Source organism: Rhodococcoides trifolii, assembly GCF_014635345.1.
GTDB lineage: Bacteria > Actinomycetota > Actinomycetes > Mycobacteriales > Mycobacteriaceae > Rhodococcoides > Rhodococcoides trifolii.
In genome coordinates this window covers 853,280-876,745 of the sequence record NZ_BMCU01000001.1, presented here as the reverse complement: position 1 = coordinate 876,745, position 23,466 = coordinate 853,280, and the positions used below count along the sequence as shown (strand labels likewise).

The 23,466-nt window shown below is 66.5% G+C and carries 25 protein-coding genes; 13 read left to right on the top strand and 12 right to left on the bottom strand.

Features of this window, described 5'->3' with window-relative positions; all coding sequences use genetic code 11:
* Positions 1-82: 82 nt before the first annotated feature.
* On the top strand, positions 83-916 hold the full coding sequence (locus IEW02_RS04265; RefSeq protein WP_188543404.1) for a hypothetical protein: 834 nt from the start codon (positions 83-85) through the stop codon (positions 914-916).
* A gap of 1 nt (position 917) precedes the next feature.
* Here the strand turns inward: IEW02_RS04265 and IEW02_RS04260 are convergent, their stop codons facing one another.
* Positions 918-1,913, bottom strand: coding sequence for an aldo/keto reductase (locus tag IEW02_RS04260; protein WP_188543403.1), 996 nt, complete (start codon positions 1,911-1,913; stop codon positions 918-920).
* A gap of 90 nt (positions 1,914-2,003) precedes the next feature.
* Between IEW02_RS04260 and IEW02_RS04255 the strand changes: the two genes are divergently transcribed.
* Positions 2,004-2,426 (top strand): hypothetical protein, encoded by a 423-nt coding sequence (locus IEW02_RS04255; protein ID WP_188543402.1) that lies wholly within the window; start codon positions 2,004-2,006, stop codon positions 2,424-2,426.
* 87 nt (positions 2,427-2,513) lie between these two features.
* A complete protein-coding gene (locus IEW02_RS04250; RefSeq protein WP_188543401.1) occupies positions 2,514-4,073 on the top strand; it encodes an HNH endonuclease signature motif containing protein in 1,560 nt (519 codons plus the stop codon).
* Here IEW02_RS04250 and IEW02_RS04245 read toward each other — a convergent pair.
* A complete protein-coding gene (locus IEW02_RS04245) occupies positions 4,049-6,022 on the bottom strand; it encodes an ArnT family glycosyltransferase (RefSeq protein ID WP_188543400.1) in 1,974 nt (657 codons plus the stop codon). The genes IEW02_RS04250 and IEW02_RS04245 overlap by 25 nt on opposite strands.
* 91 nt (positions 6,023-6,113) lie before the next feature.
* Complete coding sequence (locus IEW02_RS04240) at positions 6,114-7,136, bottom strand: LacI family DNA-binding transcriptional regulator (protein WP_188543399.1); 1,023 nt, start codon at positions 7,134-7,136, stop codon at positions 6,114-6,116.
* Positions 7,137-7,171: 35 nt separating this feature from the next.
* Here IEW02_RS04240 and IEW02_RS04235 point away from each other — a divergent pair, with 35 nt between their 5' ends.
* Positions 7,172-8,365, top strand: a complete 1,194-nt coding sequence (locus IEW02_RS04235) for an MFS transporter (protein ID WP_229745772.1) — start codon at positions 7,172-7,174, stop codon at positions 8,363-8,365.
* A 71-nt stretch (positions 8,366-8,436) separates the two neighbouring features.
* Here the strand turns inward: IEW02_RS04235 and IEW02_RS04230 are convergent, their stop codons facing one another.
* Both IEW02_RS04230 and IEW02_RS04225 read right to left on the bottom strand, forming a co-directional pair.
* Entirely contained in the window at positions 8,437-9,351 is a 915-nt protein-coding gene (locus IEW02_RS04230) for a lysophospholipid acyltransferase family protein (RefSeq protein WP_229745771.1), read from the bottom strand.
* Positions 9,352-9,389: 38 nt separating this feature from the next.
* Positions 9,390-10,658 carry an MFS transporter gene (locus IEW02_RS04225; protein WP_371829906.1) on the bottom strand — a complete coding sequence of 423 codons (1,269 nt, stop codon included), beginning with the start codon at positions 10,656-10,658 and terminating at the stop codon, positions 9,390-9,392.
* A 42-nt stretch (positions 10,659-10,700) separates the two neighbouring features.
* Between IEW02_RS04225 and aroQ the strand changes: the two genes are divergently transcribed.
* Genes aroQ through IEW02_RS04205 form a run of 4 tightly spaced genes read left to right on the top strand, consistent with a single transcriptional unit; the run spans position 10,701 to position 13,607 of the window.
* Positions 10,701-11,144, top strand: coding sequence for a type II 3-dehydroquinate dehydratase (aroQ, locus tag IEW02_RS04220; RefSeq protein ID WP_188543398.1), 444 nt, complete (start codon positions 10,701-10,703; stop codon positions 11,142-11,144).
* The gene (locus IEW02_RS04215; RefSeq protein ID WP_188543397.1) at positions 11,141-11,980 is read left to right on the top strand and encodes an acyl-[acyl-carrier-protein] thioesterase; all 840 of its coding nucleotides are present in this window, start codon (positions 11,141-11,143) and stop codon (positions 11,978-11,980) included. The genes aroQ and IEW02_RS04215 overlap by 4 nt, the downstream gene beginning before the upstream one ends.
* Complete coding sequence (locus IEW02_RS04210) at positions 11,977-12,480, top strand: SixA phosphatase family protein (protein WP_229745770.1); 504 nt, start codon at positions 11,977-11,979, stop codon at positions 12,478-12,480. Before IEW02_RS04215 ends, IEW02_RS04210 begins: the two co-directional genes overlap by 4 nt.
* Positions 12,477-13,607: a cation:proton antiporter gene (locus IEW02_RS04205; RefSeq protein WP_188543396.1), complete on the top strand. Its 1,131-nt coding sequence runs from the start codon at positions 12,477-12,479 to the stop codon at positions 13,605-13,607. The genes IEW02_RS04210 and IEW02_RS04205 overlap by 4 nt, the downstream gene beginning before the upstream one ends.
* Here the strand turns inward: IEW02_RS04205 and IEW02_RS04200 are convergent.
* Together IEW02_RS04200 and IEW02_RS04195 are read right to left on the bottom strand one after the other, a co-directional pair.
* Positions 13,578-14,042 carry a 6,7-dimethyl-8-ribityllumazine synthase gene (locus IEW02_RS04200; protein ID WP_188543395.1) on the bottom strand — a complete coding sequence of 155 codons (465 nt, stop codon included), beginning with the start codon at positions 14,040-14,042 and terminating at the stop codon, positions 13,578-13,580. The two genes, IEW02_RS04205 and IEW02_RS04200, sit on opposite strands and share 30 nt — an antisense overlap.
* On the bottom strand, positions 14,039-14,617 hold the full coding sequence (locus tag IEW02_RS04195) for a PadR family transcriptional regulator (protein WP_229745769.1): 579 nt from the start codon (positions 14,615-14,617) through the stop codon (positions 14,039-14,041). The genes IEW02_RS04200 and IEW02_RS04195 overlap by 4 nt, the downstream gene beginning before the upstream one ends.
* Before the next feature lie 49 nt (positions 14,618-14,666).
* On the opposite strand from IEW02_RS04195, the gene IEW02_RS04190 reads away from it, so the two are divergent.
* Positions 14,667-15,044 carry a DUF1707 SHOCT-like domain-containing protein gene (locus tag IEW02_RS04190; RefSeq protein ID WP_188543394.1) on the top strand — a complete coding sequence of 126 codons (378 nt, stop codon included), beginning with the start codon at positions 14,667-14,669 and terminating at the stop codon, positions 15,042-15,044.
* Between the two features lie 12 nt (positions 15,045-15,056).
* Here the strand turns inward: IEW02_RS04190 and IEW02_RS04185 are convergent, their stop codons facing one another.
* Genes IEW02_RS04185 through IEW02_RS04175 form a run of 3 tightly spaced genes read right to left on the bottom strand, consistent with a single transcriptional unit; the run spans position 15,057 to position 18,479 of the window.
* Positions 15,057-16,019 carry an MsnO8 family LLM class oxidoreductase gene (locus IEW02_RS04185; protein ID WP_188543393.1) on the bottom strand — a complete coding sequence of 321 codons (963 nt, stop codon included), beginning with the start codon at positions 16,017-16,019 and terminating at the stop codon, positions 15,057-15,059.
* Positions 16,020-16,047: 28 nt separating this feature from the next.
* Positions 16,048-16,566 carry a DinB family protein gene (locus IEW02_RS04180; RefSeq protein WP_229745768.1) on the bottom strand — a complete coding sequence of 173 codons (519 nt, stop codon included), beginning with the start codon at positions 16,564-16,566 and terminating at the stop codon, positions 16,048-16,050.
* Positions 16,567-16,592: 26 nt separating this feature from the next.
* Complete coding sequence (locus tag IEW02_RS04175; protein ID WP_188543392.1) at positions 16,593-18,479, bottom strand: glycosyltransferase family 39 protein; 1,887 nt, start codon at positions 18,477-18,479, stop codon at positions 16,593-16,595.
* 48 nt (positions 18,480-18,527) lie between these two features.
* On the opposite strand from IEW02_RS04175, the gene IEW02_RS04170 reads away from it, so the two are divergent.
* The gene (locus tag IEW02_RS04170) at positions 18,528-18,764 is read left to right on the top strand and encodes a hypothetical protein (RefSeq protein WP_188543391.1); all 237 of its coding nucleotides are present in this window, start codon (positions 18,528-18,530) and stop codon (positions 18,762-18,764) included.
* A gap of 63 nt (positions 18,765-18,827) precedes the next feature.
* Positions 18,828-19,199, top strand: a complete 372-nt coding sequence (locus IEW02_RS04165) for a VOC family protein (RefSeq protein WP_188543390.1) — start codon at positions 18,828-18,830, stop codon at positions 19,197-19,199.
* Here the strand turns inward: IEW02_RS04165 and IEW02_RS04160 are convergent.
* The gene (locus IEW02_RS04160) at positions 19,190-20,806 is read right to left on the bottom strand and encodes an alkaline phosphatase D family protein (protein WP_188543389.1); all 1,617 of its coding nucleotides are present in this window, start codon (positions 20,804-20,806) and stop codon (positions 19,190-19,192) included. The genes IEW02_RS04165 and IEW02_RS04160 overlap by 10 nt on opposite strands.
* 168 nt (positions 20,807-20,974) lie before the next feature.
* On the opposite strand from IEW02_RS04160, the gene IEW02_RS04155 reads away from it, so the two are divergent.
* Entirely contained in the window at positions 20,975-22,597 is a 1,623-nt protein-coding gene (locus IEW02_RS04155; RefSeq protein ID WP_188543388.1) for a GMC oxidoreductase, read from the top strand.
* Here IEW02_RS04155 and IEW02_RS04150 read toward each other — a convergent pair.
* Positions 22,594-23,085, bottom strand: a complete 492-nt coding sequence (locus IEW02_RS04150; RefSeq protein ID WP_229745766.1) for a MarR family winged helix-turn-helix transcriptional regulator — start codon at positions 23,083-23,085, stop codon at positions 22,594-22,596. The genes IEW02_RS04155 and IEW02_RS04150 overlap by 4 nt on opposite strands.
* Here IEW02_RS04150 and IEW02_RS04145 point away from each other — a divergent pair.
* Complete coding sequence (locus tag IEW02_RS04145) at positions 23,084-23,434, top strand: nuclear transport factor 2 family protein (RefSeq protein ID WP_188543387.1); 351 nt, start codon at positions 23,084-23,086, stop codon at positions 23,432-23,434. The two genes, IEW02_RS04150 and IEW02_RS04145, sit on opposite strands and share 2 nt — an antisense overlap.
* Positions 23,435-23,466 lie beyond the last annotated feature (32 nt).

The window sequence follows — 23,466 nt, the reverse complement described above, 5'->3', positions numbered from 1 at the left end:
GGTGTTGTGACAACTCCCAAAACAATCGGGTTGGCCATTCAACCCCGTTCCTGGAACGAATACCTGGTTTACGGTATTGCGAATGGGTGCACGACCCAATACCGCACCCAGCCGAGAATTGGTTCGCGACACGCTGCATCGCCGAGATCGCCTGCGGTCGCCCGCACCGGAGGGATCGCGATCCGCGATGGTGACACGAGACGGATTTCCTGCACCACGGCGGGCGTACGGCCCATCGCGACCCTTCACCACGGCATTCGACTCCGGCGCCGAGTACGCCGAGTCGCGCGAACTCGCGGACGACCCGTCGCTTGCGTCTGCGCCCGAACCCGACGACGAACCACTCGGCGAGCTCGAAGGCCGCTACGAGTGGATCGTGGGACTCATGTCGTCGTTCACCGACGAGCGTCTGGTGCGGTGGATCATCGCGTTCTTCACCGCATCGATGGGCGTCTGCGCAACCCTCGAGATCCTCTTCGGATTCGGTGCCACGTCGACATTCGCCCTCGGTGTGCAGGTCGGCTCCGCCGCCTTCGCGTTCGCTGCGGCACTGTGGTGGCTGATCACATCCTGGCCGCGACTGCACAGCGCATTCGCGTTCGTCGTGCTCTCCGACATCGGAATCGCCGCCGCGAACCTCAGCGCGAACATGCCGCCCGCTTACGCCGTGGGTAAGACAGCGTTCTTCGTCGTGCTGGGACTGTTCGCGGGAGTGTTCCTCGATCGCTGGATGTTGATCACGCACATCGCTCTCGCCGGCACCGCGGTGACCGGAATCATCGGCTACAACATGCTCTTTCAGGATGTTCCGCCGCTCGGCGCCCTCGTCGTGTGGGCGCCCGTGATGTCCTTGATCATCGCCGTGCCCGCCTTGCTCTACACGTTCGTGCGGGCGGTACGGCTCGATCAGTCCTGAGTCACTCGTCGATGCTGGACATGTCCCCGTAGCGCGCGCCGGCCACGGCTCCCGCGGGAACAGCGGACTCCAGCTCGTTCAGAACGTCCTGCGTGACTTGCACGTCCAGCGCGGAGACGTTCTCCTCCAGGTAAGGCACGCGCTTGGTTCCGGGAATCGGAGCGATGTCGTCACCCTGCGCGAGAACCCACGCGAGAGCGAGCTGCCCGGGAGTGCAGTTCAGTCGGTCGGCGATCGTTCCGATCCTCTGCACCAGCTCGAGATTCGTCGCCAACGCCTCGCCCTGAAAGCGCGGGAAGTACGAGGTGCGGCGGGAGTCCGTCGCGGCCAGTTCGGATTCGTGTGCGATGGCACCGGTGAGCAGCCCGCGGCCCAGTGGCGAGTAGGGCACGAGACCGATACCCAACTCGCGCAGCGTCGGCAGCACGGTCTCCTCCAGATCGCGCGTGAACAACGAATACTCGGTCTGCACCGCCGTGATCGGGTGGACGGCGTGAGCGCGTCGAATGGTCGACGCCGACGCTTCCGACATTCCCAGATGGCGGACCTTGCCCGCCTGGACCAGTTCGGCCATCGCGCCGACTGTGTCCTCGATCGGGACGGACTTGTCGACGCGGTGCTGGTAGTAGAGGTCGATGTGATCGACTCCGAGCCGGGTCAGTGACGCGTCGCACGCCGAGCGGACGTACTCCGGAGTGCCGTTGATTCCGAGACGCGTGCCGTCGGCGAGCCGCTCGTTGCCGAACTTGGTCGCGAGAACCACCTCGTCACGTCGACCCGCGATGGCTTCTCCGACAAGTTCTTCGTTGACGAACGGGCCGTACATGTCTGCCGTGTCGAAAAAGGACACGCCGATGTCCAGTGCCCGGCGGATGGTGGCGATGCCGGATGCGCGGTCGGTGTCGCCGTAGAACTCGGACATGCCCATGCAGCCGAGTCCGAGTGCGGAGACGGTGAGCGGAGACCGGGTACCGAGGGTGCGTTGTGCGAGAGTCATGTCCTCAGTCTTACGCCCTCTTCAGATGTCATTCGATCGTGATCGTTCGTTATCCGAAACAGTCCATCTGGTCCAGTAACGTCCCGCCGCATGACAGCACATCGAACCCACCTCATTCGATCGGCCACCGTGGCATGCGCGCTCGCGGGCGCAGTGGTCGCCGGTGCTGCACCGGCGTCTGCCGAACCTGCTTACGCCTCACAGTTCATCCGAACCAATTACCTGGTCGGGTCCCCGTTCCCGTTCGCTTACGAGATTCTCGAGGCTGCAACCAACGGAACCGGAGTGGTTCGACTCACGGCCGGCGAACTGTGCAACCAGCTCGGACCACGGTGCGCCGGCTACAGCAGCGGCTTGACGGTGCAGTGGATCAACTTCGCGAGCGGGGCGAGCGGGGCCACCGAGGCCGGGTCCACTCCGACCACGATCACGACCGGAGGCGGGCCGGTGGGTATCGCGGTCAGTGCAGTCGGCGCCATCGGCGTGCCGGGGTTCGGGATCGTCAACCCGTAAGAGTTGTCGGAGCCCTGCGATAGTCTTTCTTCAGTTCGAACATACGTTCGATTTTGCTGGTAGGGACTTCATCGGGGGGTGATGCAGGTGAGTGTCGAGACTGCTCGCGCCATGCTCGCCGGGGTCGCCGACAGCGACCGGGCAGCCAACATCGCCGACGCCGTACGCATCGACACCATCGCCGACTACTACGAAGCCCGCACCCGCTGGCCCGAACGCACCGTCGACTCACCCGACAGCACCTACATCCACAACAGTGTCGTCGCCGAGATGTCCGCGCAGCTGGCCTCGACCTGCCCCGTCATCGACGGATTGCTGAACCTGCGGTGGCGCATGCGTCCCGCGGTGCACGACGCATTCGTGGCCGGAGACTTGCCGCTGACCAAGGTCCGCGTCATCGCCAACCACATCTCGGGCGTCCCCGCCGCGGTGATGAACGAACTCGACGAGGACGTGGTCGCCTGCGCCCGTGTCCTCGCGCCCGGACCTCTCGGGACCGAAATCGACCGTCTCGTCCGCGCAATGATTCCGGACTGGGACGAGAAGGCCCGGAAGCTGGCCTCGGAGGCAGAGAAGAAGGTTCGAATTATCCCGATGCGGCACGGGCTGAAAAAGGTCATCGCGGTGGTGGACGCAGCCGAGGGCGCCGAGCTCGGCCAACGCATGACCGACGCCAGGCGCACACTCTGCCACGCAGATTCCCGTACTCCCGGAGAGAAACTGTCCGCAAGCTTCGTCGCCGTGATGCGCGGCAACAGTGTCGCGTGCGAGTGCGGCGACGAGGAGTGCCCGCATCGGGACTCGGTCACGCCGACACCGTCGACCAACCTCACCCACATCACTGTCGATCTCGAAACCGTCCTCGGCTTGGGATCCGCCGCACCGTACCTGCACGGGTACGGACCACTCGACCCCGATACCGCCGCTCGGCTCATGGCGGACGGAACCTGGCAAGCCATCTTCCTCGCCAGCCGCCGCTTCCTGGACACGCTCACCGGAGGTGAGCCGTACTACGGTGACACCCCCGGTACGGCACCCGACGCGTACCGATCGTGTGACTGCACGAGCACGGACGCGAAGCGACTGCGCGACATCGTTTTCCGCGCCCACGACTACGAGGATGCCGACGCCGAGGAACGTGCGGGGGCAGCCGCCGTAGTCCTGGGCCGCACCAGGAAACTTCGACCAGGTCACCAACCGCGGATCCACGACGATCGGGATCCGGTGCCCGTCGATCCGGCGTGTCGAGTCGTCGACTACTGGACCCACCGGTTCAGGTGCGAGCCCGAGAAATGCCACGCCGAGTACCCCGACGGACACGGCGGCTTCGCGACCCCACCACCCGGCGCGCTGACGTACGCTCCCGGCGCCGCTCTGGCGGAATACGTGCGCGGACAACATCACACCTGCGTCCATCCGGGCTGCCAGGTCCCATCGGCGCGCTGCGACCTCGACCACGTCGTCGAATTCGACCACGCCGATCCCCTGCTCGGCGGGTGGACCATCGGCTCGAACCTGCGACCCCTGTGCCGAAGGCACCACAACATGAAAACCGACAAACATTGGGACTACGAGATTCTGCCCGACGGCACCATCCACGCACGGGATTCACTGGGCAACGACTACTTCAGGCCACTCAGGTCGTAGACGGTCGAACTGCCGACCGTCGTGGAGGCGAAGTTGGCGGCGACCCACTCCTGGATCTGGCTGGACGTGCTGTCGGTACCGCCCATGCCGCCCCCGCCCATGCCGCCGGCGATGTAGTAGTGCACCTGACCCGATTCGACGTACGCGATGAACTGATCGAGCGTCGGAGCGGGGTCACCGCTCCATCCGCCGATGGCCATGACCGCTGTGTTACTTGCCAATTCGTACGTCGCGGCGCTCTGCGACCCGTTGGTGGCCGCGGACCAGGTGGTGCCGGCGTTCTCGAGCAGGGCGGTAAGCTCGGCATTGGACTCGCCGCCCGTTCCGCCCCCGCCCATGCCGCCCGTCGGAGCCGTGCCACCCGTTGGAGCCGTGCCGCCCGTCGGAGCCGTGCCACCATCGGGCCGAGTTCCACCACCCATGCCGCCCATGCCGCCGTCGGCGACGGCACCGCTGGGACCCGCGGTGGGGATGGAACCGCTGTGAGCTGTTGCAGCAGTGGCGATTGCGTAGGATGCGGATCCGCCGATGCCGGCGATCGAGCCGACGATGATGCCGGCGACGGCCAACTTACGGAACCGGTTCTGTCCACCGAGGAGGACGAGGACGGCACCGGCGACGGTACCGACGAGCAGGATCCACTTCAGCGCAGAGAGCCAGTCAGCGTTGCGGTGCAACAGAACCCAGCTCCACGATCCGGCTGCGAGCATCATCGCGGCGATGCCGACGCGAGGCAGAACACGATGGCGCTGCGCCCACAGTGCGTACCCGCCGACACCGACCAGTGCGGCCACGGCCGGAGCAAGTGCGACGGTGTAGTAGGGGTGGATGGTGCCGGACATGAAACTGAAGATCAGACCCGTGACGAGGAACCAGCCACCCCACATGATGAGCGAGGCGCGCAGACCGTCGGTCCGCGGAGCGCGTCCCCGGACGATGATGCCGAAGATCAGTGCCACGAGCGCGGCGGGAATGAGCCAGGAGATCTGAATGCCCATCTCGCTGCCGAACAGCCGATCCAGGCCGGTGCTACCGCCAAAACTGGATCCTGCTGCGCCGCCTGTCATTCCACCGCCGCCGCCACCGCCACTGCCCTGTGAGGCGCCGAAGATGCGGCCCAAGCCGTTGTATCCGAGCACGAGGTCCATGACGGTGTTGTCCGTCGACCCACCGATGTAGGGACGGGCGTCAGCGGGCCACACGGCAGCCGCGAGCACCCACCAACCGGAGGCGACGACGAGTGCGACGAGTCCGCCGACCAGATGCATCAGTCGCGGAAGGAGCTTCGCCTGTCCGGCGACGAGGTACGCGAGCGCGAAGGCCGGGAGTACGAGCAGTCCCTGCAGCATCTTGGTCAGGAACGCGAAACCGAGTGCGACACCTGCCAATACGATCCACATCGCGGCGCGTTTTCCGAGTTCGGTCTGCACGGCACGGATCACGAAGTATCCGCCGAGCGTCATCAGCAGAACGAGGAGGGCGTCAGGGTTGTCGAAGCGGAACATGAGTGCAGCAGCCGGCGTCGCGGCCAGAACCGCACCGGCAAGCAGGCCCGCACCGGGAGATGCAACGCGCTTGACCGCCGCGTACACGAGAGCGACCGAACCGACGCCCATGAGTGCCTGCGGGACGAGAAGGCTCGCACTCGAAAAACCGAAGATGCGTCCGGACAAGCCCATGACCCACAGCGACGCGGGCGGCTTGTCGACGGTGATGAAGTTCGCGGAGTCGAGGGACCCGAAGAACCAGGCTTTCCAGTCCTGCGATCCTGCCTGTGCGGCCGCGGCGTAGAAGGTGTTGGCGTAGCCGCTGGCGGTCAGGTCCCAGAGGTAGAGGACGGCGGTGGCCGCGAGCAGCACGACGAGGCCGACCGCCGAACCGCGGAACTGTCGTCGCGGTGGCGGCGGCGCGTGGGGATGCGTCGGAGCCTGGTCGAGAACGGTGGTCATGTGAGGTCCCTTCGAGTTGCTGTCTCGAACGACTCTGACGTGCCTACCTCGGCTGGAGCTGGGAGCAACCCGGGCGAACGCTGTGAACGCCTCAGCGCGTGGACGATCTGACCACGACTCGAAACGTGGCTTCGTCGATCGTCGTGGACTGCCCGAGAACGAAGCGTGCCGCTGCCCGGCCCTGGTCGTAGAGCGACTGCGCCACCGTCGTCAGGCCGGCGGTGGCCGCGGCCGCGGAGTCGTCCCAGCCGGTCAGCGAAAAGTCATCGGGGATGTGCAGCGACATCTCCGCGGCAACGTCCGACGCGCCGAACGCCAGCTCGTCGCTCATCGCGAGCAAGGCGTCGGTGGCTCCGAGGATGTTGCGGGCGGCCGCCGCCCCGTGGTCGCGAATGTTGCTGGGCACGAACGCAACCGGCGTCTCGTCCCACGACAACCCGGCGGCGGTGACGGCCTGCCGATAGCCGGCGAGGCGGTGGCGCGTGACGGGGAAGGTGGCGTCGTCGGGATCAGGTCCGTGCACCACCCCGGCGGCACGGCGGTGGTCCATCGGGAAGCTGAGCACCGCAGGTCGCGTCGAACCGACCAGGCCGAGGGTCGCGATGTCGATCGCGGCGCGCACGTCGTCGATACCGACGAACGCCGTGCCGGGGTGACGAGGGCCGCCCTGAATGCACACCGGTTTTCCGGTTCCGACGACGGCGTCGAGGACGGGGTCGTCGGACACCGTCGTCCACAGGACGAAACCGTCGACGTGGGCGTCCCTGATTCGCTCGACGTCACGGCCGATGCGCGCATTGGGTAGCAGAACAAGGCCGGTATCGGTGTCGAGGCACGCGTCGGCGATTCCGGACAGGTACTGCCTGGCCTGGGCGTCGTCGAAGGCGTAGGACAATTTCTCGGTCAGGACGACGCCGAGGTTGTTGGTCGTTCCGCGGCGCAGGGACTGCGCACCGCGGTGCGGTCCGGTGTAGCCGAGGCGCTCCGCTGCTTCCCGGACCTTGAGGCGGGTGGCGTCGGAGACGCGGTCGGGCTGGCCGAACGCGTAGGAGACACTCATCAGCGAGACTCCGGCTGCTTTCGCGACCTCCGCCATCGTGACCGTGTTCGCCATTTGTGTAACGATACACACTGTGTAACGCTACACAAGTGACCGAACTGCGTACCCGCACTCTCCCGCTGATGACCCTTGCGGCGACCGCCTTCGTCTACGTGACGGCCGAGACCCTGCCGGTGGGTCTGCTACCGGAAATATCGGCGGGACTGGACGTCAGCGAGTCCCGCGTCGGCTTGCTGCTGACGTTCTACGCCTACGCCGTTGCGATCGTCACGATGCCGCTCATCCGCGCGGTCACGACGTGGGATCGCCGCACGGTCGTCGTGATCACAGCCGCCGCACTTGCGGTGTCGCAGTTGGTGTCCGCCCTGTCGTTCGACTACTGGATGCTCGTGATCGCCCGAATGGTCTGCGCCGCGACGCACGGCGTGTTCTGGGCGGTCGTCGCTCCGGTTGCGGCATCGCTCGCGAAGCCGGGCCAGAAGGGCAAGGCGATCGCAACGGTGTACGCCGGAACGTCGCTGGCACTCGTGGCCGGTAATCCGCTGACTGCCGCGCTCGGACAGTGGCTGGGATGGCGAGTGGCAGCGGCAACTCTGGGAGTCGTCGCCATCGTGACCACGGTGGCGCTGATCAAGACGCTGCCGAACCTGCCCGCAACCGTGTCGTCGCGAGACACCAAGAAGGGAACCATCGGCCCGATCTTGCTGTTGCTGTGCGGCGCAACATTTCTCGCCGTACTCGGCCAGTTCACCGGCTACACGTACTTTTCGTTGCTCGTCGGCGCCACCATGGGCGGGGGTGGAACCACCCTGTCGCTCATGCTGTTCGTCTACGGACTGGCCGGGGTCGCCGGGATCTGGGCGATCGGCCGCACCTACGACCGGTGGCCGTGGCGCTCGACGGTCGTGGTTCTCGCGACCGTGTCGACGGCGCTCGCACTCCTCCTGCTCGGCGTGACGTTCGGTCCTGCAACAGGACTCGGCGTCTCCGCCATCGCCGCCACGGCGTTGTGGGGACTCGCATTCACCACCATCCCGGTGTGCCTGCAGTCGGCGGTCATGCGGAGCGCGCCGCAGGACGCGGACCGGGCGTCGGCGATCTACGTCGTCGTGTTCCAGGTCGGCATCGCCTCCGGCGCACTCCTCGGCGGCGGCATCATCGACAACGCAGGACTGTCCGCCCTCGTGGTGACCGCGTTGACCCTGATGGTGGCCGCACTGGCGCTGGTCAGCGTCGGGAAGAAAGCCTTCAGGTCCGAGCAACCGGACCTGGCTACCGTCTGAGCTATCCGGCTCGAGCTATCCGGCTCGAGCTATCCAGCTCGAGCTATCCGGCTCGAGCTATCCAGCTCGAGCTATCCAAACAAGGGGAACCTACGTTTGCGGGCCAGCTGATTCATGCCGACCTGGATGGCGTCGCGCACCTCGTCGTACTTCGCCTGCACGTAGTCCTCGTCGTCGACCAGGGACAAATCCGACTCGACGGTCACCGGCGGCATGAAACGAGTGCGAATCTTGGCCGGCAACGGAATCTGCGGAAGCGCGGCGGGCGCAATGCCCCACGGAAGCGACACGGCGATCGGGAACACCTTGAGCCGGGCAATCTTGTCCAAACGCAGTGCGCGAGAGAGACGGTCACCGCGAATCAGCACCGGCATCGCGTCGGCGCCCCCGACGGTGGCGATCGGAACGATCGGCACCCCGGCGCGGATCGCGAGCTTCACGAAGCCCGTGCGGCCGGCGAGGGTCGCGACGTCGCGCTCCTTCCACGGGCGCAGCGAATCCCGCTCGCCACCGGGCCAGACGATCACGTCTCGGCCTTCCGCCAGAGCCGTCGCCATCGAGTCGGGTGCAGCCGGCAGCACACCCATCGACCTGAACACCTGGCCGATGAGCGGGAACGCCATCAACGCGTCGTGCGCGGTCCCGTGCAGCGGCCGAGACTCGCCGAAGCGGCGCCACCACTGCGCGCCGACGGTCCACGCGTCCCAGACGAAGGGCGCGCCGGTGTGCACTCCGACGAGCAGAACCGGAGAGTCGGGAATGGTCTCCCACCCGTCGATCTCCATTCGAAAGTACTTGTCCACGAGCGGATTCCACAGCTTTTCCTGCCTGCGCATGCTGTCGAAATCCTGGTCTTCGAGGTCCCAGTCACCGGCACGCGACGCGACGAAGCTGCTCAGCCCGCCGGACTCCTTCTCGCGCTTCTCCTTCATCGCCAACCGGGCCGCAGCGGCGGTGCGGGCAGCCTGATCCCGAGACTCACTCATGTAAGCGAACTTAGACCGCGCAGTGGCGCAGTCGCCGGTCATTTCCGGGATTGGTGCCGATACACAACTTCGCGCATCGTTCGCGGGACAACCCCCGCATCACGCCGCGCGGTCCGGCGACTGACCAGCACCCCGGTGATCGCCACCGCCCACACCACGTACTGCGTCAGCCAGGCAACTCGGAACGCGTCGAGTGTGTACCCGCCCAGCGCGCCCAGGATGACGCCCATGGCCTGCATCACCAGCAGCGACGCCAAGAATCCGCCGATGTTCACCATTCCCTGCGCCGTGCCGAGGGCGACGCTCGGATTGAAGGTGCGGGCGTAATCGAATCCGATCGCCGACCCGGGTCCACCGACCGAGATGACGACGATCAGCAGGAAGAGCAACCACACGGGTGCGCGGCCGGGGAGCAACAGAACGATGCCCCACATCAGCGCGTTGCTGACCATGATCGACAGCACCATCCACGATCGACGGTTCGGGTAGCGCCCCGTGAGGATGCCGACGACGATTCCCGAGACGATGGCCGCCACCACCGACGTCGTCAACATGGCGCCGACGACACCCGACGACAAGCCCTGTGCCGACGACAGATACGGCACCCCCCAGATCAACGTGAAGACCGTGATGGAGAACTGCGTACCCATGTGACTGAAGAACCCGAGTCGAGTGCCCGGTCGACGCCACACTCGAACCACCTGGCGCCCCGACTCCCGGACCGTCACCTTCTGCGTCTGGCGTTCCATCCCCGGTGGCGCGTCGCGAATCACGGTCAGGGCCAGGACGAACACCACCGCTCCGAGCGCGGCCGCCGAGACGAACGCCGCGGTCCAGCCGGGTCCGTGCAGGATGGCGAGGAACGGCACGGCAGAGAGCACCTGCCCGATCTGGCCGCAGATGCCGGTCAGTTGCGACACGAGGGGCACCCGCCGGGGAGCGAACCACGCCGGCACCAACCGCAGGACCGAGATGAAGGTGAGGGCGTCCCCGACTCCGACGACGGCGCGCGCGGCGATCGCGAGCGGCAGAGATTCGGTGAGGGCGAGGGCGAGCTGGCCGGCGACCATCGTGGCCGCACCGGCGGCGATCATCACCCGTGGTCCGACGCGGTCCAGCAGCACGCCGGCGGGGATCTGCATCGACGCGTAGACAACCACCTGCAGGACCACGAACGACGAGAGAAGGCTGGGGTTGGCTCCGAAACGATCCGCGGCGTCGAGGCCGGACACGCCGAACGACGTCCGGTGCAGCACGCCGACGATGTACGCGAGGACTCCGGTGATCCACACAATCCACGCCCGCACGCCGTTCAGTGTGCCGTGAGAGGGCCGGTAGTGTGCAAACGCATGACGACCGCTGGTCACATCCTCGTCCTGAACGGGCCGAACCTGAACATGCTCGGCACCCGCCAGCCCGAGGTGTACGGAGGCGACAGCCTCGCCGACGTCGTGGCGCTCTGCACCGACACAGCCGCACAATTCGGCCGGACGGTGCGGGCGGAACAGTCGAACCACGAGGGTGCGCTCATCGACTGGATTCACGAGGCGCGCGGAACCGCAGCGGGAATCGTCATCAATCCGGGCGGACTCACGCACACCTCGGTCGCGTTGCGCGACGCGTTGGTGATTCCCGAGGTTCCGATCATCGAGGTACACATCAGCAACGTTCATGCTCGCGAGGATTTCCGACACCACAGCTACGTGTCACCCATCGCGGTCGGTGTGATCGCCGGACTCGGGATCGCGGGCTACGGATATGCGGTCGAGCGTCTGTGCAGCCTGACATCATGAGCACCGTGCCCGACCCCGCTCTCGACCCAGCCCTCGACCCAGCCCTCGAGCACGAGCTTCCGCCCCCGCCCCCCGGCGGCGACGGCTTTCGCACCGAGCGGCCCGTGCGCGCCGGGGACGTCGACACCGACAATCGCCTCCGGTACGACTCCGTTGCCCGCTACCTTCAGGACATCGGATCGGACAATCTCGACGCGTCCGGTCTCGACGGGTCCGACCCCCTGTGGATCGTGCGCCGAACGGTGATCGACGTTCATCGGCCGGCGGTGTGGCCGGATCGAATCTCGTTGCACCGCTGGTGTTCCGGACTGTCGACGCGCTGGTCCAACATGCGCGTCGCCATCACCAGCCCCAAAGGCGCGTCCCTCGAGACCGAAGCGTTCTGGATCAACATCAGCCAGACGACCGGCATGCCGACCCGCATCAGCGACGACGGCATAGCGGTACTACAGCGCAGCGCCGACGAGCACCGGCTCAAATGGAAGGCGTGGCTGACCGAACCGCTTCCGGCGCCGTCCAACACCGATTTCGAGTTCCCGTTGCGCGTCACGGACATCGACGCGTTCAACCACGTGAACAACGCCGCCTACTGGCAGGCGGTCGAAGAGGTGGTGGCCGACGCCGACGACATCACCTCGGTCCCCCACCGCGCCGTCATCGAGTACATCAGCCCGATCCTCGCCCGCGAGCACGTGATCATCCGGCAACGGCGCGACGGCACGACGATCACGATCTGGTTCGTCGTCGACGAGAAGGTGCGGACGGTCGCGCGGTTCTCGCCGCTCAGCGGGAAGGCCGGAGGCCGGTCGGGCGACAGCGGGGGGTCTACACCGTGACGCGCACTCTGATCCTGATGAGGCACGGCAAGTCCGGGTACCCCGACGGTGTCGACGACCACGACCGCCCGCTCGCCGCGCGCGGGCAGTATCAGGCCGGGCTGGCGGGCGAGTGGATACGGACCAACGTCGGAGCCGTCGACGCCGTGATCTGCTCGACGGCACTCAGGACCCGAGAGACGTTCGACGCCACCGCAATCGACGCGCCGGTTCGGTACGAAGACTCTGTCTACGGGGGTTCGCCCGAGGACATTCTCGAGCAGATCGCGCTCACCGACGACTCGGTGCGGACGCTCATGGTGGTCGGCCACGCACCCGGAACACCCTGGACGGCACTGGAACTCGCCGACGATGCGGAGTCGGAGTACGCGTCGTGGATTCGGACCAAGTTTCCCACGTCGGGCCTCGCCGTGTTGACCACCGAATCGCTGTGGGCGGACCTGACGACCGGACGGGCGACGCTGATCGCGGCACTGCGAGCGGAACCGTCCGGGACGTGAACTTCGAGATTCTGGCGCTCGTTGCAGCGCTGGGATTGATCGGCCCTCTGCTTGCCCTGCCGACGACACTGCGGCTGCCGGTCGTGCTCGGGGAGTTGGTAGCGGGAATCGTCATCGGTCGCACCGGCTTCCAGATCTTCGATTCGACCGATGTGACCGCGACGTTCCTGGCGAACATCGGGTTTGCCCTCGTGATGTTCGTGGCGGGAACGCACGTACCGATCCGCGATCCGCACCTGATGGCCGGCATCAGAGTGGGCGCCGGCCGAGCCGTCGCGATCGGGGTGGTGTCGACGGGAATCGCGTGGGCCGTGACCACCGCGTTCGGCACCGGCCACCTCGGTCTGTACGCGGTGCTGATGGCGTCGTCGTCTGCGGCGATCATCATGCCCATCGTGGACTCGGGGAAATTGTCCGGTTCAGCTGTCCTGCAGATGCTTCCGCAGATCGCGATCGCCGATGCCGCGTGCATCGTGGCGCTTCCACTGGTGGTCGACCCGTCGCGGGCGGCTCGCGCGGCCGTCGGTTCCGTCGTGGTCATCGCCTGTGCCGTCGTACTGTTCCTTGTTTTCCGCCGCCTGGAGGCGTCCGGGGTTCGACGGCGGGTGCATCGCCTGTCCGAACGACGGAAGTTCGCTCTCGAACTGCGCATCAACCTGGCAATTCTGTTCGGGTTGGCTGCGGTGGCCGTCTTCACCCACGTCTCGATCATGTTGGCGGGATTCAGCTTCGGGCTCGCCATCGCGGCGATCGGCCCGCCGCGCCGGCTGACGAAGCAGATGTTCGCAATCACCGAGGGGTTCCTCGGACCGGTGTACTTCGTGTGGCTCGGGGCGTCGCTCGACCTACGCGACCTCGGTGCTCACCCCGCCATGATCGGACTCGGTGTCGCACTCGGACTCGGCGCGGTGATCACGCACGCCGCGATGCGGGTCACGGGGCAGCCGCTCGCGGTCGGCGTCCTGGCCGCAGCTCAGCTCGGCGTTCCCGTCTCTGCCGTCACCCTGGGGACACAATCGGGCCTGTTCGCGCCCGGAGAGGCGCCCGCGATCATCCTCGGAGCGCTCATCACCCTCGCGGCCGCGACAGCCGCCGGGTCACGCCTGGGCCGAAATCCTGCTCAGTGAGGTCGTCGTCGTCGCCAGGGCGCGCGCTGCTTCGGCACCCTTGGTCACGAAGTGGTCGGTGAAGTAGTTCACGTGCTCGGAGTGTTCGTGGAAGTGGTGCGGGGTGAGGACCACGGAGAACACCGGCACGTCGTTATCGAGTTGTACTTTCATCAGACCGTCGATGACGGCGGTGGCGACGAACTCGTGCCGGTAGATGCCGCCGTCCACCACGAGCGCCGCAGCCACGATGGCCGCGTATTTTCCGGTGCGAGCCAGCCGCTGAGCATGGAGAGGGATCTCGAACGCGCCGGGAACCTCGAACTGGTCCACGTCGGACGCGTCGTAACCGAGCGAGGTGAACTCGGCGAGAAATCCCTCACGTGCGCGATCGACGATGCTGCGGTGCCACGTTGCCTGAATGAACGCGACGGATCCGTTCAGAGAGTTCGTCATGGAGCAATATTATCGAGGATCGCCGGGAGGCGGTCGAACCACTTGAGAACACCCTCCTCGTAGGTGATTCCGAATTCCAGAGTGGCTGCCGCGAAGGGGTGCTTGATGATTTCCGGATTCACGGCCTGCGCGCGGTAGCCGACGAGGACCGCTTCGTGTTCGCGGCGGTGGGTGGCCAGCATCGTGGCCAGCACCGTCGGTTCGAGGTGCGCTCCGAAGGCCAGCGTCAGGAGCATCGGGTTGCGAATCGTGCCTGCGTCGGGCTGGCGGTGTATCCACGCCGCGAACGCAGTGCGGCCCGACTCGGTGATCTCGTAGGGCTTGCGTTCGCGGGCGCCCGACTCGAGGCCGACGATCAAGCCCCTGTCGGCGAGTGTTGCCAGCTCGCGATACACCTGACTACGGGTGATGGTCCAGAACTCCCCGATTCGATACTGCGCCGTCGCGATCAGATCCCAGCCCGTCATCGGACCCTCGTGGAGGAAACCCAGCATCGATGCGGCCGTTGAGTTCAGCGGCTTGTCCGTCACGCCTCGATGGTCCCACAGGTTGACAGTCCACTGTGGTGGGTCCATGATGAAACTCGACCGTCCACAGTGGAACATCCAACCGAAACGAGCTGGCATGGCGATCGACATCCGAATCGGGGACCACGAGCGGCAGGCGGCTGTGGATGCGTTGACCACAGCCGTCGGAGAAGGTCGTCTGACCCTGTCCGAGTTCGAGAGGCGTTCCGGAATTGCCTGGGCCGCCGTGCATTCCGAAGACCTCGAGTCGGTTCTGCACGATCTTCCCCAGCCGGAACCGACACCCGAGCGCGTACCGAACGACTGGATCCCGTGGATCGCGGTGAACGTTCTCTGTGTCGGCATCTGGTTGGCCACGTGCCTCGCCGGCGCCTCGCTGCTGTACCCGTGGCCGATCTGGGTGGCAGGACCGTGGGGCGTGATACTGCTGGCGTCGCGGTTCGGCGGCGGTTGCGTGGATCGCCGGTCTTCCTGATCACCGGCAATTTCACAGGCGCGAAACGACCTGCGCAAGAAGCTCGTCCGACGCGCGCAAGCGGGCGCGGTCGAACGTCGATGTGGACGAGATGACCTCGTCGGCCGCCGTGTGGTCCACAAGCCGCTCCAGTGATCGTCCGACCTGCTCGGGCGTACCGGCCACGGCGGACGCCACCGACTTCTCCACTGCCTCACGAACCCTGGGCGGCGCGTCGGAGGGGAGCTCGGCGATATCCTCGAGGGGAGGGAACTCCCCCGTCTGCCGCGAGCGTGCGATGGCCCAGGCCTCGGGAACCGCGAGTCGACGCGCCTGCTCCTCGGAGTCGGCCACGTACGCGTCCACCGACACCATCACGTGGGGAACGGGATTGAACTCGGACGCACGGAATTCCCGGCGGTACGTCGCCAACCGGTCGGCGTCGCGCAGCGCCGGCCCGCCCACGACCACCGGAAGGCCGAGTCGCGCAGCAACATTCAGCCCATGACCGGTCGCGAGAACGAATATCGGCGGCGCGGCGATCGCCGGTCGGGCGGTGACGTCGGCGGTGCCGAGCAGGTAGTGTCGCAACTCGTCGATGTCGGCTTCGAACGTGTCGGGCTCGTCGCGCTCACGCCGTAGCGCCCGACGGACCGGCGGCGTGAACCCGAGCGACCGACCGACACCGAGATCGATACGACCGGGATACAGCGCGCTCAACATCGAGAACTGCTCCGCGACGACCAGCGGCTGATGGTTGGGCAACATGACCCCGCCGGAACCGAGCCGGATGCGGTCGGTCCGGCCGCCGATCGCGGCGAGCAACACCGCCGGGGCACCGCTCGCGATTCCAGGGACGGCATGGTGCTCGGCGACCCAGAAGCGTTGGTAACCGGCCTGTTCCGCCCACACCGCACGCTCGACGGTGCCGGTGACACCGGTCGCATCGTCGAATCCCGCACGGGTGCGCGAGCGGTCCAACAGAGATAGCTTCACACTTCGTTCAACCACACCGGCCGGTGGTTCAGTCCCCGGTGCTTCCGTCGATTCGCTCACGGAGGAAGTCGGCGTGGCCGTTGTGGCGGGCGTACTCCTCGATCATGTGCGTGTAGATCCAACGCAGGGACGGGTGGCCCTCGCCGTGATGATTCGCCGCCGACAGTGCATCCGGGTCCTCATCGGCCGCGACGGCGCGGCTTTCCTCGACTGCGTCGTCGAATGCGGCACATGCGTCGGCAACCGACACACTGTCGAGGCTGTCGAAGTCCCCGTCCGGGTCGGCGTCCGAGTAGTAGAGCGGCGGACGGTCACGGCCCGCGAAGGTGCGGCCGAACCAACTTCGTTCCACCTCGGTCATGTGGCGGACGAGGCCCAGCAGCGACATGGGCGACGGTTCGACCGACCGAGCTTTCAGCTGCTCCTCGCTCAGGTCCGCGCATTTCCACAGCAGAGTGGCTCGGTGATAGTCGAGCCACCCGACCAGCATCGTGGTCTCGTCACAGTCGTACGGTGGTTCGAATCGTCCGTTCTCGGATGCACTCACACGGTGAGGCTACTGCGGTGAGACGGTTACTTCGGGGCAGCCGTCAGGTCGTACACCGTGGCGTTCCCGACCGTCCTCGAGTCGTAGGTCCGATCGACCCAGGCGGCGATGTCCGACGGCCTGCCCTTCGAACCCTGTGAACCGCCGATGAAGTAGTGGACGCGCCCGTCGTGCACGTACTGCTCGAACTGAGCCAGAGTCGGAGACGGATCTCCGCCCGAGAATCCGCCGATCGGCATGACCGAATCCTGCGTCGCCAGTTGGTAACCGGCCGCGGCGTTCGACCCGACGGTCGCTGCCACCCACGTGTACGACGATGCGTTATGCTCGAGCAGAGCGGTCACGTCCGCGGCGGGCACGGTGGACTCGACACCGCCACCGCTGCGAGCCTGCGGCTGCCTCTGGATCGACGGCCCGGCGCTCGGGCCGCCGCCGGAGTGCGTGGTGGCTATGGTCTGTGCAACGTACGCGATCGGTCCCCCGAGTGCCGCCAGGATCGCCACCACGGCAACGATCCTCACCGGGCGCACGAGCAGGGCCAGCGCCGCGACGACACCGGCGACCATTACCGTCCACCGCAACCACGGCAGGAAGTCCGGTGTCCGGTTCAGAAAGGCGAACGACGTCGCGGTGGTGAGCAGGAGAGTCAGGGCCAGAACGATTCTGGCCCAGTTCCTTTCACGCGTCGACCACAGATCCACGGCGCCGACGGCCACGATCGCGGCGATGGCGGGCGCCAGCGTCATCGTGTAGTACGCATGGAACGTTCCGGACATGAAGCTGAACACCACCCCCGCACCGACCAACCACACGCCCCACATCACGTACCACGCTCGGCGAAAGTCGGCGCGAGGGGCTCTGCCGCGCAACACGATTCCGGCGATCGCCAGAACCAGCGCTGCGGGGATCAACCAGGCGATCTGACCGCCCTGCGCGTCGGCGAACAGGCGGGTGATGCCGGTGCGGCCGCCGAAGCCGGAAAAGCCGCCGGGGAACATCTGCTCGGTGTCTTGTCGGGACGGCACCTGTCGCCCGCCGCCGCGGCCTTCGTTGCCGGTCAGGCGCCCGAAACCGTTGTAGCCCAACGTCAGATCCAGGATACTGTTCGTCTTGGAGCCGCCGACCCAGGGGCGATCCGACGCCGGGGTGAGTTGAACGATCGCCACCCACCACCCTGCCGAGACCACGAGAGCAGCGAGCGCCGCGAGAAGCTGCCGGATCCGTCGGCCGACCTGGGGAGGTCCGAACAGGAGGTACGCCAGGGCGATACCCGGCAGCGGCAGGAACACCTCGAGCTGCTTGGCGATGAACCCGAATCCCACGAACACGCCAGTGAGTACCAACCACCGCGTCCGTCCGTCGTCCAGCGCACGGAGCATCGACCACGCGGCGCACACCATGAGAAGCGTCAGCAGCGCATCCGGGTTGTCGTACCGAAACATCAGGGCGACCGTGGGGGTCAGCGCGAGCACCAGGCCTGCAAGGAGTCCTGCTCCGTAACCGAACTTGCGCTCCACTGTCGCATACAGGATCCCGACGCTCAGCACACCGAGCAACACCTGCGGCGCCAGCACCGACCACGAGTTCAGCCCGAAGATCCGAACCGAGATCTCCATGATCCACAGCGACGCGGGCGGCTTGTCGACGGTGATCGAGTTCGCGGCGTCGGACGAACCGAACAGAAACGCCTTCCAGCTGACGGACCCTGCCTGTACAGCGGCGGCGTAGAAGGCGTTGCCCCACTTCTGGGAGCTGAGGTTCGTGAGGTACACCGCCGCCGTGCCGACGAGGAGGAGAACCAGCAGGAGTCTCGGTCTTCTTCGCAGCAGCGTGGTCACGAACGCCACAGTGAACACCCAGCATGTGCACAGGCTGCGGGAAACTCGAGAGTTTCCTGCGAGCGCGGCGCACATCGGACAAAGATGCGTTTCAGGGCACGAGAACCAGTTTGTGACGCGCCGATGCTGCTGCAGTCCAGGCATTTTCGACGTCGGCGAGCGGGATCGACTCGTACTCCACCGTCATTAGCGATCGTCGACGGCCTGGCGCGGCGGGGCGCCACCCTTCCGGGTCCACCGGAGTTCACCGCACGCCTCGTCGGCGACATCGCCAGGTCGTTCCACGCCCGGTGGACCGGCAATTCCGAGGTCGGCTTGCGAGAGCTGATTGCGTTTCTCGAACGATCACTCGACGGATGAACAAGGTCCACGGATGTCCGCAATCGGTGACAGGGTGATCGCACCCCAACGAAAGGCAGTGCCATGGACTGGAAAATCGAACTCGTTGCCATCCCCGTCACCGACGTCGACCGCGCGAAGGCCTTCTACGAAAAGATCGGTTTCAACGCCGACCACGACGCCAGCCCGTACGACGGGATTCGCTACGTTCAGCTCACCCCGCCCGGGTCAGGCTGCTCGATCGCCGTCGGCACCGGCATCACCACCGCTGAACCAGGCTCGGTCGTCGGCATGCAGATGGTCGTCTCCAGCGCCGAGGATGCGTACCAGGCCCTGCTCGCGGCCGGAGTCGAGGCGACACCCGTCAAGGACGAGGGCTGGGGCTGGTTCACCTACTTCGCCGACCCCGACGGCAACAAGTGGGCAGTGCAGCAACTCGAGGGCTACTACAGCTGAATTTCCGGTCGCCCGTTCGGAACCGTGACTGTCACAGCCGTTTTCGAGACACCACCGGGCGCGGACACCTTCTCGACGGTCCGCAGTTCGGCCGTCCATTCCGTGTGCGTCAACCGACCCCGAACATGCCCGCGCAGTGCGTTGCCGTACTTCACGTGCGGTGACGCCTCGCGGATGCCGCGGCCGGTGGCGTCGACCTCGGCTCCGTCCTTGCCCGACGCGATGGACGTGCCTGCGAACTCGACGCCGACCACCGGGGCGGACGCGTCTCGAGTGTCACCAGCCCGATAGTCGCGTCGCAACTCGGAGACGATGCTGCGGTGGATGTCGCCGACGATCGACACCACGTTCTTGGTCCCGCGATCCCGCGCGCCGTCCAGAATGCGGTGCCGCGAGGCCTCGTATCCACTCCACGGGTCCATACCGACCTTGCGTTCCCCGTCCTCGACCTGCGCGAGGTCCGCGATCACCGTCTGGTGAGCGAGGAACTTCCACGACTGAGGCCGGTCGAAACCGTCGAGAATCCACCGTTCCTGTTCGGCCCCGGTGATGGTGCGCGCCGGATCGGCGGACGCGGCGTTCTGGGCGGCTTCCTTGTCTCCGTTGACCTGGTCGCTGCGGTACTGGCGGGTGTCGAGCACCGAGAAGTCCACCAGGTCACCGAACGTGAAGCGGCGGTAGACCTTCATGTCCGGTCCCTTCGGGCGCAGGTCACCGCGGACCGGGGTGTTCTCCCACCACGCCTTGAACGCGTCGGCTCGGCGCAGAAGAAACTGGCGCGGGTCGTCGTCGTCCTGACTGATGGCGGACGCCCAATTGTTGTCCACCTCGTGATCGTCGAACGTCGAGATCCACGGCGCACTCGCATGTGCGGCAGCAAGATTCGGATCGGACTTGTACAGCGCGTACCGGTCGCGGTAATCAGCGAGCACTCCCGCCTCGTGCTTCATCGACTCCGGGTACGGCGTACTGCCGCGAGCTCCGGCGGTCGGCAGGGCGTACTCGTAGATGTAGTCGCCGAGGAAGAAGATCACGTCGTGGTTCGCGGTCGCCATGTCGGCGTACGCCGGGTAGTAGCCGTCTTCCCATTTCTGGCACGACGCCCACGCGAAGCTCAACTCGCTCACGGGAGTGCCGTAGGCCGGGGCAGTTCGGGTGCGACCGACCGGACTCGCATGGGGGCCGACGAGGAAGCGGTAGAAGTACTCCCGCGCCGGGTCGAGGCCGCGGACGTCGACGTGCACGGAAAACCCGTCGGACTCGGCCGCGATCTCCACCCCGCGGCGCACGACGGAACCGAAACGGTCGTCGGTGGCCATCTCCCACCCCACGGGGACGAAGCCGGGTGCCATTCCGCCGAGCGGGGCGAGCGGGTCGACGGCCAGGCGGGTCCACAGGATCACCGAGTCGGGCACGGGGTCGCCCGACGCCACACCGAGGGTGAACGGGTAGTCGCGCGGCGACGACGACTGCGCCCGCGCGTCGGCTGCGCCGGCCAGTTGAGGGGTGAAGGCGAGGGCTCCGACCAGAGCACTCCACGTCAGGAACTGGCGGCGGGTGGTGCCGGCGCGCAGGGAGATGTCGGAGTTGATCTCGGGTGTGGCCATGGAATCACTGTTGTCGAACTCGGTGGCCATAATCCTTCGCCTAGGTAACCGTTGAATAAACAGACCGCATGATTGGGATTGGTCACGGAAAAAGGTCAACTGGTAGTTTTGGGCCCGGTCGGGGCGAGACAATGGCAACTCATCGATTCGAACTCCGAGGTGCAGCACGTGGACCGCAGGCAACTGCTTCGACTGGCAGGGGCAGGGCTCGTCGGCCTGGCCGCTCAGCCGCTCCTGAAGGCCGGCACAGCCGGAGCCATTCCCATCGGCACTCCGGCCATTCGCGGCTTGGTGCCGGAACTGTTCGCCGATCCGCCCCGCCCGCCCGACCACTCCGAGGTCATCGTCGTCGGCTCCGGTTTCGGTGCGAGCGCCGCCGCCCTCCGCCTCGCTCAGGCGGGCAGCCGAGTCACCGTGCTCGAGCGCGGACTGCGCTGGCCCCGCGACCCGTGGCGCGAAATCTTCCCCGCCGACATGACCGCCGACGGCCGCGGACTGTGGCATCAGCAGTCCTTCACCAACATCACCGGACTGCCCGTCGGACCCGTGGACTATTTCAACGGCGTTCTGGACACCACCACGTTCGACAACCTCTCCGTCTGGCGCGGCGCGGCCGTCGGCGGTGGGTCCATCGTCTACACCGGGGTCACCATCGCCCCCGACAAACGCTTCTTCGACCTGTCGTTCGGCGGGCGACTGTCCTACGACGACATGGCCGCGACCTGGTATCCGAAGGCGCGGTCGATGCTGCGTCCGTCGGCGATGCCGGACGACGTCTACGCCAGTCCGAACTTCGCTCATTCGCGTACCTGGGACGATCACGCCCGCAAGGCCGGCTACGACCCGCAGCGCGTCGACGGCAACTGGAACTGGAACGTGGTGCGAGACGAGATGTCCGGGCGTTCGCGGCCGTCGGCCACGGTCGGGCGAAGCACCTTCGGCAACTCCAACGGCGCCAAGAACGACCTCACGCAGAACTACATCCCACAGGCCGAGGGCACCGGGAACGCTGTCGTGTGCCACAGCCATCAGGTCTCGTCCATCGGGGCCGAATCGGGTGGGCGCTACCGCGTGGAGATCAAGCGGCTCAGCCCCGAGGGCGCGGTCCTCGAGACCCGCACGGTGACGTGCGATCGGCTCGTCCTCGGCGCGGGGTCCATCGGCACGACCGAGTTGCTGATGCGGGCGCGGTCGGACGGCTCCCTGCCGAATCTGAACGAATTCGTCGGCGCCGGCTGGGGTACCAACGGCGATGCCGCGATGACGCGCTCGCTCGGGCCGATGTCGAGTGGTCCGCAGGGCGCCCCGTGCGCGTCGCGCGTCGTCGACGAATCCGGGCTGCCCCTGTCCGTCGAGAACTGGTACGTGCCGGGCGTCCCCACCGACCTCGGGTTCCTCGGCACCCTCGGCATGACGATCGACCCGTTGCGCGGAAGCTTCGGATTCGATTCTGCGACAAACAAATTGACGCTCGATTGGCCCAAGGGCGGCAGCCGCGACACCGTCGAGGCGCTGCGGGCCGTGCAGTCGAAGATGGCGCAGGCCGGTCGGACGTTGCCGTCGGCCGAGCCGTTCACCCGCGACGTGGACGACACCTTCACCGCGCATCCGCTCGGCGGTGCGGTGCTCGGCGACGTCACCGACTCCTACGGACGAGTCGAGGGCCATCCCGGCCTGTACGTGATGGACGGTGCGCTGATTCCCGGGAGCACGGGAGCGGCCAACCCGTCGCTGACCATCACGGCGCTGGCGGAGCGCAACGTTGCGAAGGTGATCGCGGACGGTAGCTAGAGGGTTCCCTCCGCACGCACATGGTCACGGAGTCGGTGGAGCGTGGCGCCGAGCAGGTCGACGTCCTCATCCGACAAACCGGCGAAGAACAGCCGCTGCACCAGCGAAACGTGGTCGGGTGCAGCGCGGTTCAGGGCTGCACGACCGACAGTGGTGAGGACGGCGTCCGTCGCCCGACCATCGGTTTTCGACGACGTGCGCTCGGCCAGCCCGCGGGCACACATCCGCTTGAGGTGATGCGAGAGCCGGCTGCGCTCCCAACCTATCTCCGAGGCGAGTTCGCTGAGTTGTCGCCGCCCGTCCGGGCTGTCGGCCAGGGCGACCAGGACGGAGTAGTCGGCCAGCGAGAGTCCGTGATCCTCGGTCAGCTGACGGTTCATCTCGTGCGTCAGCTGGAGCGACAGGCCCATGTACGCCCGCCACACCACCGCTTCGGACGGCGTCAACCACTGGTCGTTGCGTGACATATCACGTATCTTGTCAGGCATGGAACCCATCGTGAACGTCATGCGCCGCAACGTACTGGAAGTATTCGAGACCACCGACGATGCCCTGCGGAGGACGCTGGTCGAGAGCTTGTACGACGCCGACGCAACCTGGTACGAACCCGAAAGTACTGCGCACGGTCACGAAGAGATCATCGCAGCCGTCACGGCACTGCGGTCGAGCACCGCCGGTATGTCGTTCTCGGTGACCGGCGATCCCACCGCCGTCGCGGATCTGGGCCGCGCATCGTGGGCACTGTCTCCTCCCGGGGCGGCGCCCGCGGTGACAGGACAGGACGTGGCACACGTCAAGGACGGGAAGATCACCGCGCTCTATACGTTCCTGGGGTAGGTACACGAAAGCCCCGCGCCCTGAGGGGCGCG

Coding starts and splice junctions, on each gene's coding strand:
- IEW02_RS04265 (WP_188543404.1), top strand. CDS start 83: ATGGGTGCACGACCCAATACCGCACCCAGCCGAGAATTGGTTCGCGAC.
- IEW02_RS04260 (WP_188543403.1), bottom strand. CDS start 1,913: ATGACTCTCGCACAACGCACCCTCGGTACCCGGTCTCCGCTCACCGTC.
- IEW02_RS04255 (WP_188543402.1), top strand. CDS start 2,004: ATGACAGCACATCGAACCCACCTCATTCGATCGGCCACCGTGGCATGC.
- IEW02_RS04245 (WP_188543400.1), bottom strand. CDS start 6,022: ATGACCACCGTTCTCGACCAGGCTCCGACGCATCCCCACGCGCCGCCG.
- IEW02_RS04240 (WP_188543399.1), bottom strand. CDS start 7,136: ATGGCGAACACGGTCACGATGGCGGAGGTCGCGAAAGCAGCCGGAGTC.
- IEW02_RS04230 (WP_229745771.1), bottom strand. CDS start 9,351: ATGAGTGAGTCTCGGGATCAGGCTGCCCGCACCGCCGCTGCGGCCCGG.
- aroQ (WP_188543398.1), top strand. CDS start 10,701: ATGACGACCGCTGGTCACATCCTCGTCCTGAACGGGCCGAACCTGAAC.
- IEW02_RS04215 (WP_188543397.1), top strand. CDS start 11,141: ATGAGCACCGTGCCCGACCCCGCTCTCGACCCAGCCCTCGACCCAGCC.
- IEW02_RS04200 (WP_188543395.1), bottom strand. CDS start 14,042: ATGACGAACTCTCTGAACGGATCCGTCGCGTTCATTCAGGCAACGTGG.
- IEW02_RS04195 (WP_229745769.1), bottom strand. CDS start 14,617: ATGGACCCACCACAGTGGACTGTCAACCTGTGGGACCATCGAGGCGTG.
- IEW02_RS04190 (WP_188543394.1), top strand. CDS start 14,667: ATGGCGATCGACATCCGAATCGGGGACCACGAGCGGCAGGCGGCTGTG.
- IEW02_RS04175 (WP_188543392.1), bottom strand. CDS start 18,479: ATGTGCGCCGCGCTCGCAGGAAACTCTCGAGTTTCCCGCAGCCTGTGC.
- IEW02_RS04170 (WP_188543391.1), top strand. CDS start 18,528: ATGCTGCTGCAGTCCAGGCATTTTCGACGTCGGCGAGCGGGATCGACT.
- IEW02_RS04165 (WP_188543390.1), top strand. CDS start 18,828: ATGGACTGGAAAATCGAACTCGTTGCCATCCCCGTCACCGACGTCGAC.
- IEW02_RS04160 (WP_188543389.1), bottom strand. CDS start 20,806: ATGGCCACACCCGAGATCAACTCCGACATCTCCCTGCGCGCCGGCACC.
- IEW02_RS04145 (WP_188543387.1), top strand. CDS start 23,084: ATGGAACCCATCGTGAACGTCATGCGCCGCAACGTACTGGAAGTATTC.
- IEW02_RS04150 (WP_229745766.1), bottom strand. CDS start 23,085: ATGCCTGACAAGATACGTGATATGTCACGCAACGACCAGTGGTTGACG.